This window comes from Paraclostridium bifermentans (genome assembly GCF_019916025.1).
Taxonomy (GTDB): Bacteria; Bacillota; Clostridia; order Peptostreptococcales; family Peptostreptococcaceae; genus Paraclostridium; species Paraclostridium bifermentans.
The window spans coordinates 625,151-646,001 of sequence record NZ_CP079737.1 but is presented as its reverse complement, the minus strand read 5'-3'; the positions used below and the strand labels follow the sequence as shown (position 1 = coordinate 646,001).

Here is a 20,851-nt window from a genome sequence, read left to right as displayed (position 1 = left end):
TGCAATTTGTAGTTTATTATATACAAAACTTTACTATTTTTTGTTAATATAGTATTGAGTGCAAAAGTTTTGAGAATTTTTCAAGTTTTTTGTATACAATATGTTTTAAAGTTTTATTAATGGGTATATTTTAAATATAATTACGTATTTTATTAATCACGGTTTAGGAGGATTTTTTTATGAAGGAAGCTTTTGAAATTAAAAAAGATATTTATTGGACTGGTGTTATAGATAAAGACTTAAAAATCTTTGACATCATAATGGAAACTGAATTTGGGACAACTTATAATGCTTATTTTATAGATGATGAAAAGAAAGTATTATTTGATACTGTAAAACCAAACTTTAAAGGTGAGTTTATCGAAAAATTATCATCTTTAACAAAAATAGAAGAATTAGATTATGTTGTTATACATCATACTGAGCCAGATCATGCTGGTAGTTTAAAATATATACTTGATATAAACCCAGATGTAGAAGTTATATGTACAAATGCAGCTAAAATGTACTTAGCTGAGCAAGTTAACAGACCATTTAAGTGTCATGTTATAAAAGATGGGGAAACTTTAAACATAGGTAAAAGAACTTTAAAATTCATATCTGCACCATTCTTACACTGGGCAGACACAATGTTTACTTATATAGAAGAAGATAAAACATTACTTACTTGTGATGCTTTTGGATGCCACTTTGCAAGCGTAGATCCAGATGTAATAGACAGTGAAGATTACTTAAAATCAGCTAAACACTACTTTGATTGCATAGTTAAACCATTCTCTAAGCATGTTTTAAAAGCTGTAAACAAGGTTGTTGAGTTAGGATTAGATTTTGATACTATATTAACTTCTCACGGTCCTATATTAAGTAAAGACCCTATGGCTCAAGTTAAAAGATATGTAGAATGGTCAACTGAAACTGTTAATACAACTAACCAAGACCAAGTAGCTGTATTATACTTATCAGCTTATACTAATACAAAAGTAATGGCTGAAAAAATATACGAAGGTATAAAATCAACAGGTGAAGACGCTACTTTATATGACATAGAAAATATGGATTTAGCAGAACTTCATGATGTTATGGTAATGTCTAAAGGAATATTATTTGGTTCTCCAACAATAAACAGAACTATGGTTAAACCTATGTGGGATGCGTTCTCATTAATAGACCCTATGGCTAACCAAGGTAAATTTGCTGGAGTATTCGGATCTTATGGATGGAGTGGTGAAGGTATAACTATGGCTGAACTACTTGTTAAAAATATGGGATTCAAGATGCCTGTTGAAACACTTAAGAAGAAATTCTTCCCAAGTGATGAAACTTTACAAGAATGTTTTGATTTCGGTGTTAACTTCGCTGAAGCAATTAAATAAATATATAAATAAAAAAGCTATCTCAAATGAGATAGCTTTTTTATTTATATATTTATATACGTTGAGTATTTGTCTTTCTAACTTCTCTCCAAGAAAGTTCCCCTCTATCTAACCCTTTGATAAAAATTTCAGCTGAAGCAAGATTAGTAGCAATAGGTACATGGTACACATCACAAAGTCTAATTAAAGCTTGTATATCTGGTTCATGAGCTTGAGCTGTCATTGGATCTCTTAAAAATATTACTAAATCAATATCTTGAGAAACTATTAATGACCCTATTTGTTGATCTCCACCAAGAGGTCCTGACGCTAACCTTTTTATCTTTAACTTAGTTTCATCTTCTATTCTTTTTCCTGTAGTTCCTGTAGCATATAATCCATAATTGCATAAAATATTTTCATATCCTATACAAAATCCAACCATAGTGTTTTTCATTTCATCATGTGCTATTAATGCTATATTCATACGTCACCCCTAATATATTAGAAATTTATTTTCTTTCTTCTCATACCTACATTTAGTACAAGACCTAAGTTAGCTAAAGATGTCATAAGAGAACTTCCTCCATAACTAACAAATGGTAATGTTACTCCTGTAACTGGTATTACAGCAACAGTCATTCCTATATTCTGTATAACCTGATAAGCAAACATGCTCGCTACCCCAATAACTATTAAGGTTCCATAAAAATCCTTGGCTTCTTTTGCAATAACAATCATCCTTATTAAGAATAATCCGTACAGTAAAATTATTACAAACATTCCAATAAGCCCTAATTCTTCACCTATAACAGCAAATATGAAGTCACTATCTTGAACTGGTAAGAAATCATTTTGATTTTGAGTTCCTTCATATAGACCTTTACCTGTCGTTCCACCTGAACCTATAGCTATCATTGACTGCATAACTTGGTAGTTACCAGGTAAAGTAACGTCCTCTGGGTGTAAGAAAGCATCTATTCTTATTCTTTGATGTGGTGCCATTACCATATACATAAGAGGCATAACTATAACTATTGCTATAAGACCTCTTTTAATTATTTTATCATTAAGTCCGGCAGTAAACAACATACCTCCTATTATACAACAAAATACTATAGCCGTTCCTAGGTCTGGCTGTACAAGTAAAAGTAGTATTATAGGCGCAGCATATAATGCAAGCGGCACTATATCTTTTATTGTCTTTAATTTACCTTTTTTTTCTTCAACAATTTTTGCATAACTTAGTATAAAAGTTAATTTAACTAGTTCTGAAGTTTGAAAGTCTAAAGGTCCTAAGTGTAGCCACGATCTAGCTCCTGCATTAGCCTTACCTATTCCTGGTATCCATACTAATACTAATAGTATTACGCTTAATATATATAACGCTTTATAATACTTCCCTAAAAGATTATAATCAAATAACAATATTACAAATACAAGCCCCATACCAAGTAAGAACGCTAGTCCTTGTTTAGTTATCTGAGCGTAATTTCCTGTAGTAGTTGCATGAGTTGCACTACTTAGTATAACAAGCCCAAAACCAAATATACAAATAACTACCGCAATTAGCTTCCAATCAAGCTCTTTCATTAATTTAAACATTGATCTAAAATCAAACATGTTATCACCATCTTTCTTATTTGTGACAATACCTACGCAGTATCATTTATGTTAATGCAAAAAGGGGTTTGCTAATACGCTCCCCCCATTTTTCTATCTACTTCTTTCTTTTATATTCTTTAATGGTATGTTAGCAACTAATGCTGATATAGGACCATCTTCTTCATCACTTCTAGATTTAGCCATTTTTATTTCTAATCCGTCTTCTTCTATCTCAGCATAATTTGCAATAACTTTAAGTATATCTGACTTAATAAGGTCTAGAAGCTGTGGAGAACAGTCTATTCTATCATGCACTAAAACTAGTTTAAGCCTTTCTTTTGCTACATTTTTACTAGTTTTAGATTCATTAGAAAACATCTTAAATAAATCTAACATGAATTTATCCCCCTTCACTACTTAGCCATTCCAAACATCTTCTTAATTTTAGTTAGTATATTAGTTTCTTCTTCTACTTGCATAAGAGGTATATCTTCTCCCAAGATTCTCTTTGCAACATTTTTATATGCTTGTCCTGCATTAGATCTTGAATCTAATATTGCAGGCTCACCTTTGTTGGTAGAAACTATTATAGTTTCATCATCAGGAACTAATCCAATTAAGTCTATAGCAAGAATTTCAACTATATCTTGTTTATCCATCATATCTCCACGCTTAACCATTTCATTTCTAATTCTATTTATAACTAAGCGTATGTCTTTTACTTCATTTGCTTCTAAAAGTCCTATTATTCTATCTGCATCTCTAACTGCAGATATTTCAGGGTTAGTTACAACTATGGCTCTATCTGCTCCAGCTATAGCATTTTTAAATCCTTGTTCTATTCCTGCTGGACAATCTATGATTATAAAATCAAATGACTCTCTTAACTTATCACATAAGTCTTTCATTTGTTCTATAGATAGAGCATTTTTATCTCTAGTTTGAGCTGCTGGAAGTAAATATAAATTATCAAATCTCTTATCTTTTATAAGAGCTTGCTTTAATCTACAAGTACCCTCAACAACATCAACGATATCGTACACTATTCTATTTTCAAGACCCATTACAACATCTAAATTTCTAAGGCCTATATCAGCATCAACTACAACCGTCTTTTTATTTTCTAAACTTAAAGCAGTTCCTAAGTTTGCAGTTGTTGTAGTTTTTCCAACTCCACCTTTTCCTGATGTTATAACTATAACTTCACTCATAATACTACCCCCTCCTACATTAACTATCTATTTATTTTTTTGGGTAAATAATTTTCTATAACTATTGTTTCATTATTTGTAAATGCTATTTCAGGATTTATATCATCACGTGGTGAATATTCTTCTTCAGGCGCTTCAGCTATATAGTTTGCTATTTTTAAAACCATAGGATTTAAATTATTAGCTACTATATAAGCATTTTTATTCCCCTTTGACCCTGCATGTATAAATCCTTCAACTTTACCCATTACAACTACATTTCCATATGCAATGACTTTAGCTCCTGGGCTTATATTGCCCATTACAACAGCACTTCCAGTAGCTATAACTTGACAACCTGGTTTCATATCACCCATTACAACCACATCGCCTTCGAACTCTACATTTTCTCCAGAGCGCATATTATTTACATACTTAGTATCATGATAAGCATATGGTATTTTAATTTCATCTTCTATAAACTCAATATCAAATCTTGAAGTTATATCTTCCTTTAATCGAAGTAATTCCACATCACTCAAATGATTATAATTTATAGAATAAATTTTAGCTCCATTGAAAAAACCTATAGATGTTTCTATTTTATCTATTATGCATTGTCTAATTTCTTCAAACGATGCCTTCCTTTTTACATTGATAACTATGCCTCTTTTATTTCCTTTAAATTCCACTAATTCCTCATTTGTTGCTTTAAAAGACATTTTATACCTCCAAAGCTATATCTCACTTTATATATTCTCCAATTTTTTTTCAAATCCTTCTATTTTTTTAACTGAGATGCAAAATTCATTGCATTGCCATCTTGTTCTTTTGCAGCTTCCGCTTCTTTATTTGCTTTTTCTTCTTTATTTTTCTTTTCATCTATTAATCCGAAATATTGTCCCATAACTTCTCTCATAGGAGGTAGCGCAAGACTACTTGAATTACCTTTAGGTAAAACAGTTACAACAGCTATCTCAGGGTCATTAGCTGGAGCAAAACCTACTGACCAAGCAAATGATGGATAATCTTGTTTATATGCATCTATTTGATCATCTGTTAATTTAGGATTTAATTCTTTTATTGCTTTTCTTAAGTATCTAGCTTTTGTAGCTTCACTATTGTCTGGAACAAATTCAGCTTCTGTCTTTGTATCTGTCTTTTCTTCTTTTTTGCCAAATAAAGACTTGCTTTCTTTTTCTTCTTTTTGTTTTTCAGCTTTTTGTTCTTTCTCAAACTCTACTTTAGCTTTTTCATTTGCTTCTTTTAAAAGTTTGTTTGCTTCTTTAACAGCTTCATCTTTAGATACCCCATATGATCCCATATGGCTAATTAAGTAATCATATTCATTTTCTGTAGGTATCTTACCACTTCTTTCTGCTGTACCTGTTTTTACAGCTGTTTCAATAGGGAAATTAGCAAATACACTTTTTCCTCCACCTATTTTAGCAACTTGTTTCATACCTTGAGTTAAATCCTTTAAATTATTAGGATCTTTAAAAGGTATTTTTTCAACTTTATTTGTATCTACCTTAACATCTTTAAAATCACTAGAAACAGTTTTATCAACTACAGAAGCTTCTACTAAGTTTCCTCCATTAGCTATTGCTGCAACGTATCTAGCTATTTGAGCTGGAGTATATGCATTTTCCCCTTGCCCTATAGCTAAGTTGAATGTATCTGCATCTGACCAATTTCCAAAATTAAAGTAGTTAAATTTAGCAAAGTCAGTAATTTCTGTTATTTTATCTTCTTTAACATGAAGCTTTTCAAGTCTCTTCATAATTTCATTTCTTGAAGGATTATCTTTAGTCCAGCTTACAATTTCATTAATTCTTTCATTGTACTCATCTGGATTTTTAGCTTTTGTTATATCTGTAAAAGCATCTCTCATTTTTTTGTCTAATTCTACTCTTAGAGAGTTTTCTGTATTTTTAAGTTTATCTTCTTTATTTGGAACTTGCCCTTTACTTTCGCCTACTTCAGATTGAAGACCAGTATGATCATTTAATCCAAATAATTTTGCATATTCTAATATTTTCTCAGGTCCTGTATCTATCCCAAGACTTTTCTTTTCTTGCCAGTTATATCCAGTACCTACAGTATAGAAATAAATATTACAAGATTCTTGTATAGCTTTATATAAATTTGTATATCCATGGTTTGATCTACCATGATGCCATACATAATCGGCAAATGGTCTATTTCCAAGATAAATTACCCCAGGGTCATTTATAGCATAAGTTGGGCTTAAACCACCTTCTAATGCTGCCATACCCGTTACCATCTTAAATGTAGATCCCGGTTGGAATGCTCCATTTGTAACCAGGTTATTTAAAGGATTTGCTGATAAAACATCATTAGGATTTTTAGGTTGTAATTTTTCATATTCCTCAGATGATATTCCTGTTGCAAATAAGTTTGGATCGTAATTAGGATAACTAGATGAAGCTAATATATCTCCAGTTTTAACATCAATCACTAGCATAGCCCCAGAATCTAAATATGGAGCTGTTTTTCCTGCTGTACTATAGTTTCCAAATACACTTGTAAACGTTCCACCCGATCTTGCTGCTTTTATTATTTTTTCTAATGACTCATCAGATACTTTCTGTAAATCTTTATCTATACTAAGATATACAGTATCTCCAGATTTTGGTTCTTTTACGTCTAACTCTTTACTAACTCTACCAACAGAGTCAACCTCAACCTTTTTGTATCCATCTTCACCTTTTAATTTATCTTCATAATATCTTTCAATACCTGTTTTTCCTACTATATCACTTTTGCTATATCTTGTATCTCCATCTTCTTGCTTTTTAGCAAGTTCATCTTCTGAAATTTTACCCATAGTACCTAGAGTATGAGATGCTAAGTTCTTTTCAGGATAATCCCTAACCGGTTCTATAGCTACCGATACTCCTGGGAATTCTATAGCTCTTTCTTCTATTTCAGATATAGTTTTTTCATTTACATCTTTTGCTATTGTTACAGGTTTATATTGAACAAACCCTTGAGATTTAAGTGCATCTCTAACAATCATAATTTTCCTAGCATCTGTATTAGATAAGCTACCAGGTATTTCATAGTATTTTCTAATTTCTTTGAATGCATTTTTTGCATTAATATTTATATTATCTATCTTGTATCCCTTTAACCAGTCTTCTTTGTTTCTTTGTTCCGTAAACTTCCAGTCTTTAACTAAAATTGGAGGATATATTCCTACAGAGTTTAATTTTTTTTGAATTTCAGCTGGTTCTAAATTTCTTACAGATGATTCTATTTTATTTTCCTTTATAGCTTTATCAACTATATAGTAAAAAGTCTCTTTAGCATTTAATTCCAATGGAACTTCATTTTCTAATTTATAATCTCTTATTTTCTTATCAAATGTATAGAAGTACTTTCCATTTTCTACGTATATAGGAAATTCATCTATAAATTCCTCTTTATTTTTTTCTAATAAATTGATTAGCTCCAATGAAATTTCATTAGCTTTAGTTTTTCCGTTTTTATCTTTTTTGTTAACTCCATCATTTGATATATGAATTGTGAAAGAGTTTCTGTTAGAAGCTAATGTACGTCCATATCTATCTTTTATTTCTCCTCTCGGAGCTTTTATCGGAATTTCTTTATATGTTTTATTACTAGCTAGCTCATTATAATGCTCATGTTTAAATGTCGTCATGTATATAATTTTCGCAAGTATAATACAAAGAACTACAATAATTATATACTTTATTATATCAAGCCTATCAAATCTTTTATTTTCATCCATTTAATCACCACTAATCTTTTTTCAATTTAAGGATTGACCCCTTGAAAATATAATAAAAAATTAAACTTCCTATACTATTTACAAGTGGCACTGTACATATCCCCTTAATGAAGATATGTAAAATATCATAAGTTTGGTATACCGTCCCTAAAAGAACTATATTCACAATAGAATCTATTAAACTTGTTATAAAAACTAATGCAAAAACAGTTATATAGCTATTTTTGTATATTTTATCATTTAAGTTGCTTATTCCATATGCTATTACAGCTAAAATCAAAGCATTAACCCCAAATATACTTCCTAAAGCTATGTCTTTTACAAACCCTAATAAAACAGCTATTGTAACAGCTTCTATATCATCTAAGTATAAAGATATTATAGTAATATATATTAGAAGAAAGTTTGCGCTAACCCCAAGTATATCAAAATAATTAGTGATACTACCTTCTACTATAACTATCAAAACACCAATAAGAAAAAGTAATATTCTTTTCATTTGTAGTTTCTCCTTCTAATTTATATTTCTTGGTTCGATAACTACAACATCATCAATGTTTTTGAAGTCAGCATATGGTTTTACTATTACATTTTTTAAACCTTTGTTCTTGTCATCAATAACTTTTTCCACTGTTCCAATAGGTATTGATTGTGGATATAAACCTAGTCCAGATGTCACAACAACATCTCCTGGAAGTACATCATATGAAGTTGAGAACATATAACCTTCTAATAAACCTTCTGCTTTATAATTTTTGTTTTCATTTGCTTCCTGACTTATTACACCTTTACTTTTAGGATCTTTTAGTAATTGAAAGCTTACTGATGATTTTGTATCTAATAAAGAAATAGCTTTACTATAGTTATCAGAAACTTCGTAAACAACACCGACCAATCCATTTCCTCCAACTACAACACTATCTTTTTTAACTCCGTCATTCTTTCCTGCTCCTATAACAAATGACTTATACCAGTTCCCGTCATTTTTACCTACTACTTGCGCACTTATCATATTTTTTTTGTATTTTTCATCTATAAAGTTTAGTGATTTTTTTAAACTTTGTAGAGATTGAGTACTTGATGATTCTTCTTTTAAATTAATTATTTCTTGTTTTAATTTTTCATTTTCTTTTTCTAACTTATCAACTTTATTTGCGTTTTCTTTAAATTTAAATATGTTACTTGTACCGTCTTTAATAAAAGTAAAGCCTTTGTTTAAGTTGCTCTCAATTGATGATATCGAACTTAATACAACGCCACTTCCTTTAATTCCACCTTTAGAATATCTGCCTATTGATATTCCTACAATTCCAATTAAAGTGATAGCAACCCCTATAGTTGCTACCACTTTAACGTTATATTTTCTATTATTTTTTTTCTTATTATTATTTAGTTTCACCCTATCACCAACTTTAAATTATCTTCTACTGTTATTCATCATTAATACTTTTTCAAATATTTCTTGATCTTCTACAGATTTTCCAGTACCTAACGCAACGCAGTCTAAAGGATTTTCAGCTATATGGACAGGCATTCCAGTTTGCTCTTTTACTAACTTGTCAAGCCCTCTAAGTAAAGCTCCACCTCCAGTTAGCATTATTCCGTTTTCCATTATATCTGAAGATAATTCTGGTGGAGTTTTTTCTAAAGTTGATTTAATTGCATCTACTATTGATGTTATAGGCTCTTTTAAAGCTTCTCTAACTTGAGATGATGATATGTGCTCAGTCTTAGGAAGTCCAGATATTAAATCTCTACCTCTTATTTGCATAGTTTCTTCTGAGTCATCTTTAAATGTTGATCCGATTTGTATTTTTACATCTTCTGCAGTTCTTTCACCTATCATTAAGTTGTATTCTTTCTTAACGTAGTTAACTATAGACTCGTCAAACTCGTCTCCACCTATTCTTATAGATTTAGCAGTAACTATACCACCTAAAGATATTACAGCTATCTCTGTAGTACCTCCACCTATATCTACTACCATATTTCCTTCTGGTTCTTCAACTCTAAGTCCAGCTCCTATTGCAGCTGCCATAGGCTCTTCTATAAGATATGCATCTCTTGCTCCTGCTTGTCTAGCAGCTTCTTCTATAGCTCTTTTTTCTACTTCTGTTACACCGAAAGGTACACAGATTGCTATTCTTGGGCTAACTACACCTTTGTTAGATGCTGCTTTTTTAATAAAGTAACTTAACATCGCTTGAGTAACATCAAAATCTGCTATAACTCCGTCTTTCATAGGTCTTATAGCTACTATATTTCCAGGTGTTCTACCTATCATTTTCTTAGCTTCTTCTCCTACTGCTAAAACAGATTTACTGTCATCTCTTATAGCTACAACAGATGGCTCTCTAACTACGATACCTTGTCCTTTTATATAAACTAATGTATTTGCTGTTCCTAAATCTATTCCCATGTCCTTAGACATTTTATTAAATCCAAATAAAGATTTGAATCCTTTTTTCTCTTTCTTTTCTTTCTTTGCCATAATTTCAAGCTCCTTTCACATATATCCATCAAATTATCATATTTTCCTTAAAACTGTAATAAAGTCCATCACCTATTATTATATGGTCTATGACTTCAATACCTATTAATTCGCCACATTTTACTAATCTAGACGTTACATTCTTATCTTCACGAGATGGTTCTATACTTCCTGATGGATGGTTATGCATAAGAATAATTTTGTTACTACTTCTTTTTATAGCTTCTCTAAACACTTCTCTTGGATGAACCACTGACATATTAAGAGTCCCTATAGAAACATCAATATCACATATTATTTCGTTTTTTGTATTCAAAAGAATTGTTTTAAAAACCTCTTTATTTAAATACCGTAAACTATCCATGTAATATTTATAAATATCCCATGGGTTTGTGATTTTATATTTTGTAGGTTTTGCACTCGCTATTCTTATACCTAATTCTAAAGATGCTTTTATTTGCGCTGCTTTAGATAGCCCTATGCCATCAATCTCACATAACTCTTGTATAGTTATGTCATTTAACCATCTTATTCCTTGTCGATCTTTATTTATTATATAATTTGCTAATTCTAAAACACTTTGTTTTTTAGTTCCTGTCCTCAAAATGATTGCTAATAATTCAGCATTAGATAAGCTTTTTTCTCCTTGTGTAAGCATTTTTTCTCTAGGTCTTTCTTCTAATGCCATCTCCTTTACACTAATACATAAACTTGATGACCCCATAAAAAATTACCTCCCTAGAATTATTTAAAAAGATTTATATTGAAATTTATTTTAAGGATATCACTTAACTTTGATATTGGTAATCCAACTATATTAAAATAATCTCCCTTTATTTCTTCAACTAGTAGAGCTCCATATCCCTGTATCCCATAAGATCCAGCTTTATCTAAACACTCTTTAGTACTTATGTAATCCTTTATATCTTGGTCAGTTAATTTTTTAAATTTAACATTACTTATAGCATAGTCCACTATCTTTTTTTCATTTTCTAAGTTTACTATGCTCATTCCTGTTATTACTTGATGTTCTCTATTTGATAATTTGCTTAACATATTAAAAGCTTCTTCTTCATTTTTAGGTTTCCCTAAAATTTCATTGTCTAAAACAACAATAGTGTCAGCTCCAATAACTAAATCACTTGGATTATTTTGAGCAACACTCATACATTTTTCAAATGCTAGTCTTAAAACTAGTTGTATAGGCTCCTCATTTTCAAATATTCTTTCATCTATATCGCTAGTTATGACAGAAAATTGAAGATTTGTATTCTCTAAAATTTCTTTTCTTCTAGGCGATCCTGATGCCAATATTATATTCATTAATTCACCTCTTTTTTGATACTTATTTAGTTTATCATTATATTGTAAAAAATTCAACGTTAATGTCGAACGTTTTTGTTACACTCTAGTTACAATTTTTATTTTTTCTAAAAAAATAGGAGATATGGAAAATATCCATATCTCTATAATATCCACATTATAAAATTTTAATAGCCTTTTTAGGACATTTTTGAACGCATAGGTGACATCCTACACATTTGTCTGTATCTACCTTATGCTTTTCTTTTAACTCTCCTGAAATTGCATCAAACTTACATTGTTTTTTACATATAGTACAACCTACACACTTATCTTCTTCAATTGTAACTTTTTTTCTATCATTTAAATTACCCTTTATAGCTTTTGTTGGACATTTCTCAACGCAAATCATACATTGTACGCATTTACTATAATCTATTTTAGCTATTTTATCTTCTACATTTATAGCATCAAATGGACATGATTTTGCACATATTCCACACCCTATACATCCTACACTACACTTATCTTTTACTGTCTTCCCAAAATCTTTACTGTTACAAGATACAAATACTTTATTTTTAACAGGTTTTTCAGTTATTAATCCCTTAGGACAAACATCCATACATTTACCACAAAGCACACATTTTTCTTCATCTATAACAGCTACTCCATCTATCAATTTAATTGCATCAAACTTACAAACACTTACACATGTTCCAAGTCCTAAACATCCGTATTTACAATCTTTAGAACCTCCATTTAAAGCACTTGCTGCTCTACAATCATTTATACCTTCATATAAATATTTTTCTTTTGAAACAGAGCAATTTCCACTACATATAATATTAGCTACTTTCTTTTCCCCTGCTTCTGATGATACACCCATTATCTCTCCTATTTTAGCTGCACATTCGCTACCTCCAACAGGACAACCATTTACAGGTGCATTTCCTTCAACTATAGCACTTGCTAAACCTCCACATCCTGGGAATCCACATCCTCCACAGTTTGCTCCAGGTAATACTTCAAGTATTGATTCTACTCTTTCATCAACTTCAACCGCAAACTTCTTAGAAGCATACGCTAAAATTGCTCCAAATATTAACCCCATTACACCTAAAACTAAAATTGAATTAATTATAGCCAATTATCTCACCCCTAACTTATAGCTTTATAAGCCCTGCAAAGCCTAAAAATGCTATAGACATTAAACTTGCTGATATTAGTGTTATCGGAAATCCTTTAAAGCTTTCAGGAATATCTGCTAATTCTAATCTTTCTCTTATCCCTGCAAATAAAACTATAGCTAAAGTAAATCCTACACCTGCTCCAAATCCATTTACCATAGTTTCAACTAAGTTATATCCATTCTGAACATTAACTAAAGCTATACCTAAAACTGCACAGTTTGTAGTTATAAGGGGTAAAAATACTCCTAGTGCTTGGTATAAAGATGGACTCATTTTTTGTATTACCATTTCAACAAACTGAACTATAGATGCTATTACTAATATAAACGCTATTGTTTGTAAAAATTGATTATTAGTTATTTCTAATATTTTTTGCACGAAATATGTTATAAAAGATGCTAGAGTTAAAACAAATGTAACTGCAACACCCATTCCTACTGCTGTATCTACTTTTTTGGAAACTCCCAAGAATGGACAAATACCTAAAAACTGAGATGTTATAACATTGTTAACTAGTACAACACTTAAAAATAAAAGTATTAAATTCATATATATCCCTCCTAATTAGCTTTCTTATCTTTTAATTTATTAAACCCTGCAAGTAAAAATCCTAATGTTAGGAAAGCTCCTGGCGGTAATATAAATAATAAAGCTGGTTGGAAAGACGCTCCAAATAGTGCAAATCCAAATAAACTACCATTTCCAAGTATTTCTCTTATTGCTCCTAATACTGTTAATGATAACGCAAATCCAAGACCCATACCTAATCCGTCAGCTGCTGACTCAACTGGTTTATTTTTAGATGCAAAACTTTCTGCACGAGCTAATATTATACAGTTAACAACTATTAATGGTATAAATAATCCTAGTGCTTTATCAAGTGCTGGAATATATGCTTTAAGCAACATTCCAACCATAGTAACAAATGTTGCGATTACTACTACGAAAGCTGGTATTCTTATCTTAGATGGCACAACTTTTCTCATCATCGATATAGCCACGTTTGAACAAATTAGCACTGCTGTAGTAGAAAGACCCATTCCTAATCCATTTATAGCTGAAGTTGTAACTGCTAATGTAGGACACATACCTATTACTTGAACAAGCGTTGGGTTTTCATCTATTAATCCATTTTTAATTATTTTTCCTAAACCCATGTTTTATTCCCCCGTTCCATTAATTGATATAAGTTTTTGTTCATATACATCCATAGCTGCATTTACACCAGCTGTTACAGCTTTAGAAGTTATAGTTGCTCCAGATATAGCCACTATATCATTTTCATTGCTAGCATTTCCCTTTACTATGTTTAATGGAGTTTTAGTGCTTTTCCCATTATATTGATCTTTAAATGAAGGATCTGCTGACTTTGATCCAAGTCCTGGTGTTTCTGAATGGTTACCTATTTTTACTCCTGAGATTTTACCATCATTAGAAATTCCAACCATAACTTCAACTTTACCTCCATAACCTTTAGGCGTTGTCTTTATAGTATATCCAACTACTTCTCCACCTTTTGTACCTTGGTAAACTTCTTCTATTAAATCACCCTTTACATCTTTTACTTCACTAAATTCTTCAGCAGCTTTAAGAACTTCTTGTCTAGATTCATTATTAGCTTGAATATTTCTTTGTTCTATAACTGGTGCAGTTATATTATTTGTTAAGCTTAGCATAAGTGATGCTACCGCACATATTACAAATAATATAGCCCCTAATCTAAATATATCCTTCATTATTTAGCCACCTCCCCAAATACTCTTGGTCTAGTGTATTTATCAATAAGAGGAGTCATTACGTTTACAAATAGTATAGAGTAAGATACTCCTTCTGGATAACCTCCATAAAGTCTTATTACTGTAGTTATAACCCCTGCTACTATTGCGTATATAATTTGACCTTTTTTAGTCATAGGAGAAGTTGTATAGTCTGTAAGCATAAAGAATGCCCCTAACATAAGTCCTCCAGCTACCATTTGATACATTACAAACTCAAAATTAAATCCACCTAATATAAACATTAATATTGCTACTGTAGCTATATAAAATACAGGGATTACATAATTGATTATACCTTTGTACATTAAGTATAATCCCCCTAGTATTAGTAATACCGCAGATGTTTCACCTATACATCCACCTATATTACCCACAAACATATCAAAAAGGCTTACTCCACCATTGTTTAAAACATTTATACCATCAGCTCCTGCTTTTAATGCAGCTAATGGTGTTGCTGTTGTAACTGCGTCTAAATTTCCTGAGCTAACCCAGTTTACTCCAGTTTTTGTCCATGTAGTCATAGCTACTGGAAATGATGCTAGTAAGAATGCTCTTGCCCCTAACGCAGGGTTTATAAAGTTATTTCCTATTCCACCAAATACCATTTTTACAATTATTATTGCAAATGCAGAACCTGCTAAACACATCCACCATGGAAGAGATGCAGGAACATTGAATGCCAATAATAATCCTGTTACGACTGCTGAGTAGTCGCCAATAGTAGATTCTTTTTTACTTATTTTTTGGCATATCCATTCAAAGCCTACAGCTCCTAATATACACCAAAACATTACGTTAATAGCACTCAATCTAAAGAAATATATCCCAGCTAACGCTGCAGGTAAAAGAGCTATTATAACTTGTTTCATTATATATGATGTATCTTCATTACTTCTCACATGTGGAGAAGATGACACTATTAGTTTATTATCCATCATATTTCCCCCTAACTTTTACTTATTTGATTGCTTTCTTTTTAATGCAATTATTTCTTTTTTAGCTACTCTAATTGATTGAAGTAGAGGTCTTCTTGCTGGACATATAAATGAACATGATCCACACTCTATACAATCTAGCGCTCTAAATTTTTCAGATGATTCAAAATCTCCTTTTAAGCTATACGCACTTATGTATAACGGTTGTAAAAATGCTGGACAGACATCTAGACACTTACCACATCTTAAACAGTTATTAGGTTTAGGAATAGTCGCTTCAGCTTCATCTAAACATAATATTCCTGATGTACCCTTATTAGTAGGTATGTTTGTAGTGTATTGAGCTATCCCCATCATAGGTCCACCCATTATTATTTTTCCAACTTTTTTATCAGTTTTAAGTCCTCCACACTCTTCTATAATTTCAGAGAAAAGTGTACCTACTTTAGTTACAAGATTTTTTGGTTCTTGTATACAATTTCCAGTTATAGTTGTTATCCTTTCTACAAGAGGCATACCTGTTTTTATAGTTTTTGCTATTTGTGCAGCTGTACCTACATTGTTTACAACAGCTCCTGCATCCATTGGAAGTCCACCTGATGGTACTTCTCTATTTGTGCAAGCATATATAAGTTGTTTTTCTGCCCCTTGAGGGTATTTAATCTCAAGACCTACAACTTCTATATTATTTATTTGGCTTGCCACTTTTGTAATAGACTCTATTGCATCTGGCTTATTTACTTCTATTCCTATGTAACCCTTATCTACGTTTAATGCCTTCATAAGAACTTGTAATCCAAATACAACATCTTCTGGATTTTCAATCATTAATCTGTGATCTGCCGTTAAATATGGCTCGCATTCTGCTCCATTTAATATGACAAAATCTATCTTTTTATCTGGAGGTGGAGAAATTTTCACATGTGTTGGGAATGTAGCTCCTCCCATTCCAACAATGCCTGCTTCTTTGATACTTTCTATTATTTCTTCTTTTGTTAAACTTTCTAAACTCCCTTTAGGCTTCACGCTTTCGTGCACAGTATTTTTGAAATCGCTTTCTATTATTACACATGTGCTTACTCCCCCAGGAACGTCAATATCTTTTATTCCTATTACTGTTCCTGACACTGATGAATGAATGTTTGCAGATACAAAACCTTGCATTTCACCAATCTTTTGACCTACACAAACCACATCACCTAATTTTACTATAGGTTTTGCTGGTGCTCCTATATGTTGTTGCATTGAAATGTATACAACTTTAGGATCTTTAGCTTTTTCTAGCGGTTTGTTGTTGGTATACTCTTTTCTGTATGGAGGATGTATCCCTCCTTTGAAAGTTAAGAGCTTCATAGTTCTACCCCCTTATGGCTTAATTTAAACTTTTTTCTATTATAAGTATACTATATCCATAGTAATATTTTAACAATCGTTAAAATATTATCTTACTTTTAATCTAAAAAATTACTTTTTTCTAGAATCTTTTCAAAATAAAAAAAGTTGTTTTTTAAACAACTTTTAAATAGATTTAATAGAATTTATAAAGCTATAATATCCTTGCATAGATGACATTAGTAAACTTTCACTTATATTAAATTGGTCTTTTTCTACCATTTCCATGCTATTTTTCGATTTATCTTTTACAGACTCTGTATACTTTAGTAGGTTCTCCTTAAATCCTTTCATTCCATCATAATCAATATCTTTTGCATTTTTTTCTATTTTATCTAAAATAGATATCCTGTTATTAATTATATTTTTATAGTTTTCTTTATCTATATTACTTTCATTTTTATCCCATACTTTAGATTCTTCTTCAAAGTTAGTTATTAAATTATTTAACTCCCCACAGATACTTTCTACATAAGAATACTTTTCTGTATACTGCAAGCTAAGCATAGGTATTTCTAATTTAGTTACAAAAGCATCTGGAAAATCTTTTTTTAATGTCTCTAAATTCTTTCTGCTTTCTTCTTCTTTAAATGAAGGATATGTTTGAACCTTTTGAACTTTGTCTACTTCAACAGTAGAAAATGGTACTTTTAATTCACTTAATTTATTTTGTATTTGCTTTAACTCTTCTTCATTATCTATTGCAGCTATTTGAATTGAATATATTCCCCAATCTTTAACAGTTGCTACTTTTGCATTTTCATTACTAACATTTGATACTTCTTGTTCTTTTTTCACTTCTTTATCTTTACTTTTATCTTCTGTTTTTGCTTCTTTTTTAGAATCATCGCCTTTTCCTAATAAGTCTTTATATGAAAATTCTTTAAATCCTAACTCTTTTTTATTGAAAATATTTAAACTGCTTATCTTTTCTGTAAAACTAAAATCAGATTTTTTTATAAAAAATGCTCCTCCTGCTAATACAACTACAACTAGTCCTACAGTTATACCTTTTGATATATGGTTTCTTCTTCTATTCATACCTCTATAGATATTTCTTCTCTTATTCATTAGTTTGTCCCCCCGTTTAAATATATTTACTAATATATATTCAACAAAAAAATGATTTATTCCTAAATTTTAAACTTTGATACTATAGGATAATGATCTGACATGTTTTTCATTAATACATCGTAATCTATAACTTCAATATCTGGTGAAACTAAAATATAGTCAATTCTATCTAATGCAGTTGAAAATGTTAATGTGTTATCTTTATTCACTTTTGTTGCTGCATCTTTAAAAATGTCTTCATTTATATCCATATTGCCATCATTAAAATCTCCCACAACTATGTATGGATCCTCTAAGTTTTTAACAAAAGATTCTACTTCTTTTAGTTGTTTCTCTCTCTCTGTATCATTTAGCCCTAAGTGTAAATTTATGATATTTAATTTTCTTCCAAATCCTAATTTAACCACGGTGTGTAGCATTCCCCTTTGCTCCGTTTTGCTGCTTAAATATATATGATTTTGGCTTATTATTTTGTATTTAGAGTATGTTGCAAGTCCATAATTTGCCCCTAATTTAACTACATTTGCTCCAAAATGAGAATACATATCCAAATCTTCTTTTAAACTACTTACTTGAAATCCTGCTTTTGCTGATTCATTTACTTCTTGTAAACATATAATATCTGCATTTTCTATTCTTAAAAAATCAATTATATCAAATAAACTGGGAAACATATCTTTATTTAAACCACTATGTATATTATAACTAACTATTTTCACTTCCTTTTTTGGTGTAAATTTATTCACTTCTAAAAAGCAACTTCCAATAACTATTATAATTATAAAGATTATAGCCCATAGCTTTTTTATCATTTTGTAATCATCCCCTAAATCTAATTGATTCTAGTTGTTAAAAAACTTAAGACGCTAATATATAGCGCCTTAGTTTTTAATTTTACTTAGTTTATCCTTTATTATGCAGTTTATAACTTTTTTTCTTATATCTTCTGCACCTTCTTCTTCTTTAGTATCTATATTTAGGATTTTTGCAATAGACTTCATATCATTTCTTGCCCTTGACTTATAATTTTCAATTAGATAATTTTTAATTTTTTCTGGCTCTAATATATAAGTGCTGTTTTTCTTTGTATAGTATATATATTTTTTATTGTAATAATCTTTATTTTCATATATATTAGTCGATACTTTTTTTAATAGTATCTTATATGATTGCTTCGCATTTACATTCATTCCTAAATATCTAGCAAATTTTATTAACTCTGCTTTTGATTTGAAAATTTCTTCGCCTTTAATTATTTTTGCAATCTCACTTATATTTTGTTGATATGCTCCTCTTTTTAAAGTTTTTATATATGTTTGTACATTTAAATCTTCATCATGAAACTCACTTATACTTTCATCTATAACCGAATTTATCTTACCTTCAATATACCTCAAAGCCCCTTTATTAGAAGTTGAGCCTTGAAATTCTTTTTGGGTCATATCAAGTATAATTTTTTTTAGGTCCTCATTATGTTCTATAGGCTCCATGATATCCCCCCCTTTGATACTTACATTATATTCAATCAATCAATAAAAGTTTCTTTTTATAAGTATTATATAGTTTTATATATGTATTAATCTCATATTATATATCTATTAATATAATTTTTATTTTAATATTTATGTATATATTTTTCTTATTTGTCAAATAATATTAATGTAAATCAAACATACTCAATCTCCCCAATTTAGACTTCTATTATTTCCCCCAATAGAAGTCTTTTTTTTTACGACTAATGAAATTGAATTTGATAGAATAAATAAACCTAAATTTTTATTAATTTAGGTTTTCTCAAAAGCATTATGATAAAATATAACACGGGTAGAGATTAGATATACAGGAGGGTTAGTCATGAATATAAATATTATAGGAGTACCTACATTTTATGGTTGTGATAAATTAGGACCTCAATTAGGTCCTGATAAATTAAGAGAAAAAGGAATCATACAAACAATAAAGAAGTATAATCACCAAGTTTATGATCTTGGTAATTTATATGTTGAAAGTGTTGATGAAAGTGAAAAATTTGCTTCTCACTCTGATATGAAGTACTTTAAACCATTATTAGATATAAACACCAATCTTGCACATGCTGTAAATACATCTTTAAAAACTGGATATTTTCCACTTATAGTTGGTGGTGACCACTCTATAGCTCTTGGAAGTATTTCTGGTGTTAGTGAGTATTTCGATAAAAAATTTGCAGTGGTATGGTTTGATGCTCATGGAGATATAAATACATTTGAAACATCCGAATCTAAAAATGTACACGGTATGCCATTGGCTTCTTTAATGGGATATGGTCATAGTGAATTAAAAAACTTATATACTGAAAATATTAAGATATCAGAAGATAACGTTTATCATATAGGTGGTAGAGATATAGATTCTGGAGAAAAAGAGTTTATTCAAAATACAAATATGAATATGTACTATCCTGAAGATCTAACTAATAAAGGGGTAGATTCTGTAATAAGTTGTATTTTATCTAGTTTACATAGTAAAAACATACAAGCAATACATATTAGTTTTGATTTAGATTTTATAGATTCTCAATATGTACCTGGTACTGGAACTAGAGTTGAGAATGGTTTTACCGTTGATGAATCTAAGTATCTTCTTGCTAAACTTTTAGAATCAGGTTTAGTTAAGTCAATGGATTTAGTTGAACTTAATCCAGCATTAGATAAAGATGATATTACCGCTGACATAGCCATCGATATAGTAGACACAGTTTTTAAAAACTTAAAATAGA

General features: G+C 30.3%; 22 protein-coding genes. 2 read left to right on the top strand and 20 right to left on the bottom strand.

Annotation, left to right across the window (positions count from 1 at the left end):
- Positions 1-179 precede the first annotated feature (179 nt).
- The gene (locus KXZ80_RS03170; RefSeq protein WP_021432049.1) at positions 180-1,373 is read left to right on the top strand and encodes an FprA family A-type flavoprotein; all 1,194 of its coding nucleotides are present in this window, start codon (positions 180-182) and stop codon (positions 1,371-1,373) included.
- Positions 1,374-1,425: 52 nt separating this feature from the next.
- On the opposite strand, the gene mgsA is transcribed toward KXZ80_RS03170, so the two are convergent.
- The 20 genes from mgsA to KXZ80_RS03070 all read right to left on the bottom strand — a co-directional run bounded on the left by mgsA (position 1,426) and on the right by KXZ80_RS03070 (position 19,583).
- The gene (gene mgsA, locus KXZ80_RS03165; RefSeq protein WP_021432048.1) at positions 1,426-1,839 is read right to left on the bottom strand and encodes a methylglyoxal synthase; all 414 of its coding nucleotides are present in this window, start codon (positions 1,837-1,839) and stop codon (positions 1,426-1,428) included.
- Between the two features lie 17 nt (positions 1,840-1,856).
- Positions 1,857-2,975 carry a rod shape-determining protein RodA gene (gene rodA, locus KXZ80_RS03160; protein WP_021432047.1) on the bottom strand — a complete coding sequence of 373 codons (1,119 nt, stop codon included), beginning with the start codon at positions 2,973-2,975 and terminating at the stop codon, positions 1,857-1,859.
- A gap of 93 nt (positions 2,976-3,068) precedes the next feature.
- Positions 3,069-3,353, bottom strand: coding sequence for a cell division topological specificity factor MinE (gene minE, locus KXZ80_RS03155; RefSeq protein WP_021428631.1), 285 nt, complete (start codon positions 3,351-3,353; stop codon positions 3,069-3,071).
- Positions 3,354-3,370: 17 nt separating this feature from the next.
- Positions 3,371-4,168, bottom strand: a complete 798-nt coding sequence (minD, locus tag KXZ80_RS03150; RefSeq protein ID WP_021432046.1) for a septum site-determining protein MinD — start codon at positions 4,166-4,168, stop codon at positions 3,371-3,373.
- Positions 4,169-4,191: 23 nt separating this feature from the next.
- Positions 4,192-4,869, bottom strand: a complete 678-nt coding sequence (locus tag KXZ80_RS03145; RefSeq protein ID WP_021432045.1) for a septum site-determining protein MinC — start codon at positions 4,867-4,869, stop codon at positions 4,192-4,194.
- A gap of 59 nt (positions 4,870-4,928) precedes the next feature.
- Complete coding sequence (locus KXZ80_RS03140; protein ID WP_021432044.1) at positions 4,929-7,925, bottom strand: penicillin-binding transpeptidase domain-containing protein; 2,997 nt, start codon at positions 7,923-7,925, stop codon at positions 4,929-4,931.
- A gap of 10 nt (positions 7,926-7,935) precedes the next feature.
- Positions 7,936-8,424: a rod shape-determining protein MreD gene (gene mreD / locus KXZ80_RS03135; RefSeq protein ID WP_021432043.1), complete on the bottom strand. Its 489-nt coding sequence runs from the start codon at positions 8,422-8,424 to the stop codon at positions 7,936-7,938.
- Between the two features lie 15 nt (positions 8,425-8,439).
- Positions 8,440-9,324, bottom strand: coding sequence for a rod shape-determining protein MreC (gene mreC, locus KXZ80_RS03130; RefSeq protein ID WP_021432042.1), 885 nt, complete (start codon positions 9,322-9,324; stop codon positions 8,440-8,442).
- An 18-nt stretch (positions 9,325-9,342) separates the two neighbouring features.
- The gene (locus KXZ80_RS03125) at positions 9,343-10,416 is read right to left on the bottom strand and encodes a rod shape-determining protein (RefSeq protein WP_025161249.1); all 1,074 of its coding nucleotides are present in this window, start codon (positions 10,414-10,416) and stop codon (positions 9,343-9,345) included.
- Positions 10,417-10,444: 28 nt separating this feature from the next.
- Complete coding sequence (gene radC / locus KXZ80_RS03120) at positions 10,445-11,104, bottom strand: RadC family protein (protein ID WP_038285396.1); 660 nt, start codon at positions 11,102-11,104, stop codon at positions 10,445-10,447.
- 56 nt (positions 11,105-11,160) lie between these two features.
- The gene (locus tag KXZ80_RS03115; RefSeq protein ID WP_021432040.1) at positions 11,161-11,739 is read right to left on the bottom strand and encodes a Maf family protein; all 579 of its coding nucleotides are present in this window, start codon (positions 11,737-11,739) and stop codon (positions 11,161-11,163) included.
- A 157-nt stretch (positions 11,740-11,896) separates the two neighbouring features.
- Positions 11,897-12,868 (bottom strand): RnfABCDGE type electron transport complex subunit B, encoded by a 972-nt coding sequence (locus KXZ80_RS03110; protein ID WP_021432039.1) that lies wholly within the window; start codon positions 12,866-12,868, stop codon positions 11,897-11,899.
- Between the two features lie 16 nt (positions 12,869-12,884).
- The gene (gene rsxA / locus KXZ80_RS03105) at positions 12,885-13,460 is read right to left on the bottom strand and encodes an electron transport complex subunit RsxA (RefSeq protein ID WP_021428592.1); all 576 of its coding nucleotides are present in this window, start codon (positions 13,458-13,460) and stop codon (positions 12,885-12,887) included.
- A gap of 11 nt (positions 13,461-13,471) precedes the next feature.
- Complete coding sequence (rsxE, locus tag KXZ80_RS03100) at positions 13,472-14,068, bottom strand: electron transport complex subunit RsxE (protein WP_021432038.1); 597 nt, start codon at positions 14,066-14,068, stop codon at positions 13,472-13,474.
- Positions 14,069-14,071: 3 nt separating this feature from the next.
- Entirely contained in the window at positions 14,072-14,647 is a 576-nt protein-coding gene (locus KXZ80_RS03095; protein WP_021432037.1) for an RnfABCDGE type electron transport complex subunit G, read from the bottom strand.
- A complete protein-coding gene (locus KXZ80_RS03090) occupies positions 14,647-15,627 on the bottom strand; it encodes an RnfABCDGE type electron transport complex subunit D (protein ID WP_021432036.1) in 981 nt (326 codons plus the stop codon). The genes KXZ80_RS03095 and KXZ80_RS03090 overlap by 1 nt, the downstream gene beginning before the upstream one ends.
- 18 nt (positions 15,628-15,645) lie before the next feature.
- Positions 15,646-16,980, bottom strand: a complete 1,335-nt coding sequence (rsxC, locus tag KXZ80_RS03085) for an electron transport complex subunit RsxC (RefSeq protein ID WP_021432035.1) — start codon at positions 16,978-16,980, stop codon at positions 15,646-15,648.
- Positions 16,981-17,145: 165 nt separating this feature from the next.
- Entirely contained in the window at positions 17,146-18,090 is a 945-nt protein-coding gene (locus KXZ80_RS03080; RefSeq protein ID WP_021432034.1) for an SPOR domain-containing protein, read from the bottom strand.
- Positions 18,091-18,152: 62 nt separating this feature from the next.
- Positions 18,153-18,905, bottom strand: coding sequence for an endonuclease/exonuclease/phosphatase family protein (locus KXZ80_RS03075; protein WP_021432033.1), 753 nt, complete (start codon positions 18,903-18,905; stop codon positions 18,153-18,155).
- A 69-nt stretch (positions 18,906-18,974) separates the two neighbouring features.
- The gene (locus KXZ80_RS03070) at positions 18,975-19,583 is read right to left on the bottom strand and encodes a hypothetical protein (protein WP_021428593.1); all 609 of its coding nucleotides are present in this window, start codon (positions 19,581-19,583) and stop codon (positions 18,975-18,977) included.
- 364 nt (positions 19,584-19,947) lie between these two features.
- On the opposite strand from KXZ80_RS03070, the gene rocF reads away from it, so the two are divergent.
- Positions 19,948-20,850, top strand: coding sequence for an arginase (gene rocF, locus KXZ80_RS03065; RefSeq protein WP_021432032.1), 903 nt, complete (start codon positions 19,948-19,950; stop codon positions 20,848-20,850).
- Position 20,851: the final 1 nt, after the last annotated feature.

Bases quoted from the DNA above. Each gene is read 5' to 3' on its own strand.
- rsxC (WP_021432035.1), bottom strand. From the start codon at position 16,980: ATGAAGCTCTTAACTTTCAAAGGAGGGATACATCCTCCATACAGAAAA.
- KXZ80_RS03095 (WP_021432037.1), bottom strand. From the start codon at position 14,647: ATGAAGGATATATTTAGATTAGGGGCTATATTATTTGTAATATGTGCG.
- mreD (WP_021432043.1), bottom strand. From the start codon at position 8,424: ATGAAAAGAATATTACTTTTTCTTATTGGTGTTTTGATAGTTATAGTA.
- rocF (WP_021432032.1), top strand. From the start codon at position 19,948: ATGAATATAAATATTATAGGAGTACCTACATTTTATGGTTGTGATAAA.
- rsxE (WP_021432038.1), bottom strand. From the start codon at position 14,068: ATGGGTTTAGGAAAAATAATTAAAAATGGATTAATAGATGAAAACCCA.
- rsxA (WP_021428592.1), bottom strand. From the start codon at position 13,460: ATGAATTTAATACTTTTATTTTTAAGTGTTGTACTAGTTAACAATGTT.
- KXZ80_RS03115 (WP_021432040.1), bottom strand. From the start codon at position 11,739: ATGAATATAATATTGGCATCAGGATCGCCTAGAAGAAAAGAAATTTTA.
- KXZ80_RS03145 (WP_021432045.1), bottom strand. From the start codon at position 4,869: ATGTCTTTTAAAGCAACAAATGAGGAATTAGTGGAATTTAAAGGAAAT.
- mgsA (WP_021432048.1), bottom strand. From the start codon at position 1,839: ATGAATATAGCATTAATAGCACATGATGAAATGAAAAACACTATGGTT.
- KXZ80_RS03080 (WP_021432034.1), bottom strand. From the start codon at position 18,090: ATGAATAAGAGAAGAAATATCTATAGAGGTATGAATAGAAGAAGAAAC.
- KXZ80_RS03090 (WP_021432036.1), bottom strand. From the start codon at position 15,627: ATGGATAATAAACTAATAGTGTCATCTTCTCCACATGTGAGAAGTAAT.
- KXZ80_RS03170 (WP_021432049.1), top strand. From the start codon at position 180: ATGAAGGAAGCTTTTGAAATTAAAAAAGATATTTATTGGACTGGTGTT.
- rodA (WP_021432047.1), bottom strand. From the start codon at position 2,975: ATGTTTGATTTTAGATCAATGTTTAAATTAATGAAAGAGCTTGATTGG.
- KXZ80_RS03070 (WP_021428593.1), bottom strand. From the start codon at position 19,583: ATGGAGCCTATAGAACATAATGAGGACCTAAAAAAAATTATACTTGAT.
- radC (WP_038285396.1), bottom strand. From the start codon at position 11,104: ATGGCATTAGAAGAAAGACCTAGAGAAAAAATGCTTACACAAGGAGAA.
- minE (WP_021428631.1), bottom strand. From the start codon at position 3,353: ATGTTAGATTTATTTAAGATGTTTTCTAATGAATCTAAAACTAGTAAA.
- KXZ80_RS03140 (WP_021432044.1), bottom strand. From the start codon at position 7,925: ATGGATGAAAATAAAAGATTTGATAGGCTTGATATAATAAAGTATATA.
- minD (WP_021432046.1), bottom strand. From the start codon at position 4,168: ATGAGTGAAGTTATAGTTATAACATCAGGAAAAGGTGGAGTTGGAAAA.
- KXZ80_RS03125 (WP_025161249.1), bottom strand. From the start codon at position 10,416: ATGGCAAAGAAAGAAAAGAAAGAGAAAAAAGGATTCAAATCTTTATTT.
- KXZ80_RS03075 (WP_021432033.1), bottom strand. From the start codon at position 18,905: ATGATAAAAAAGCTATGGGCTATAATCTTTATAATTATAATAGTTATT.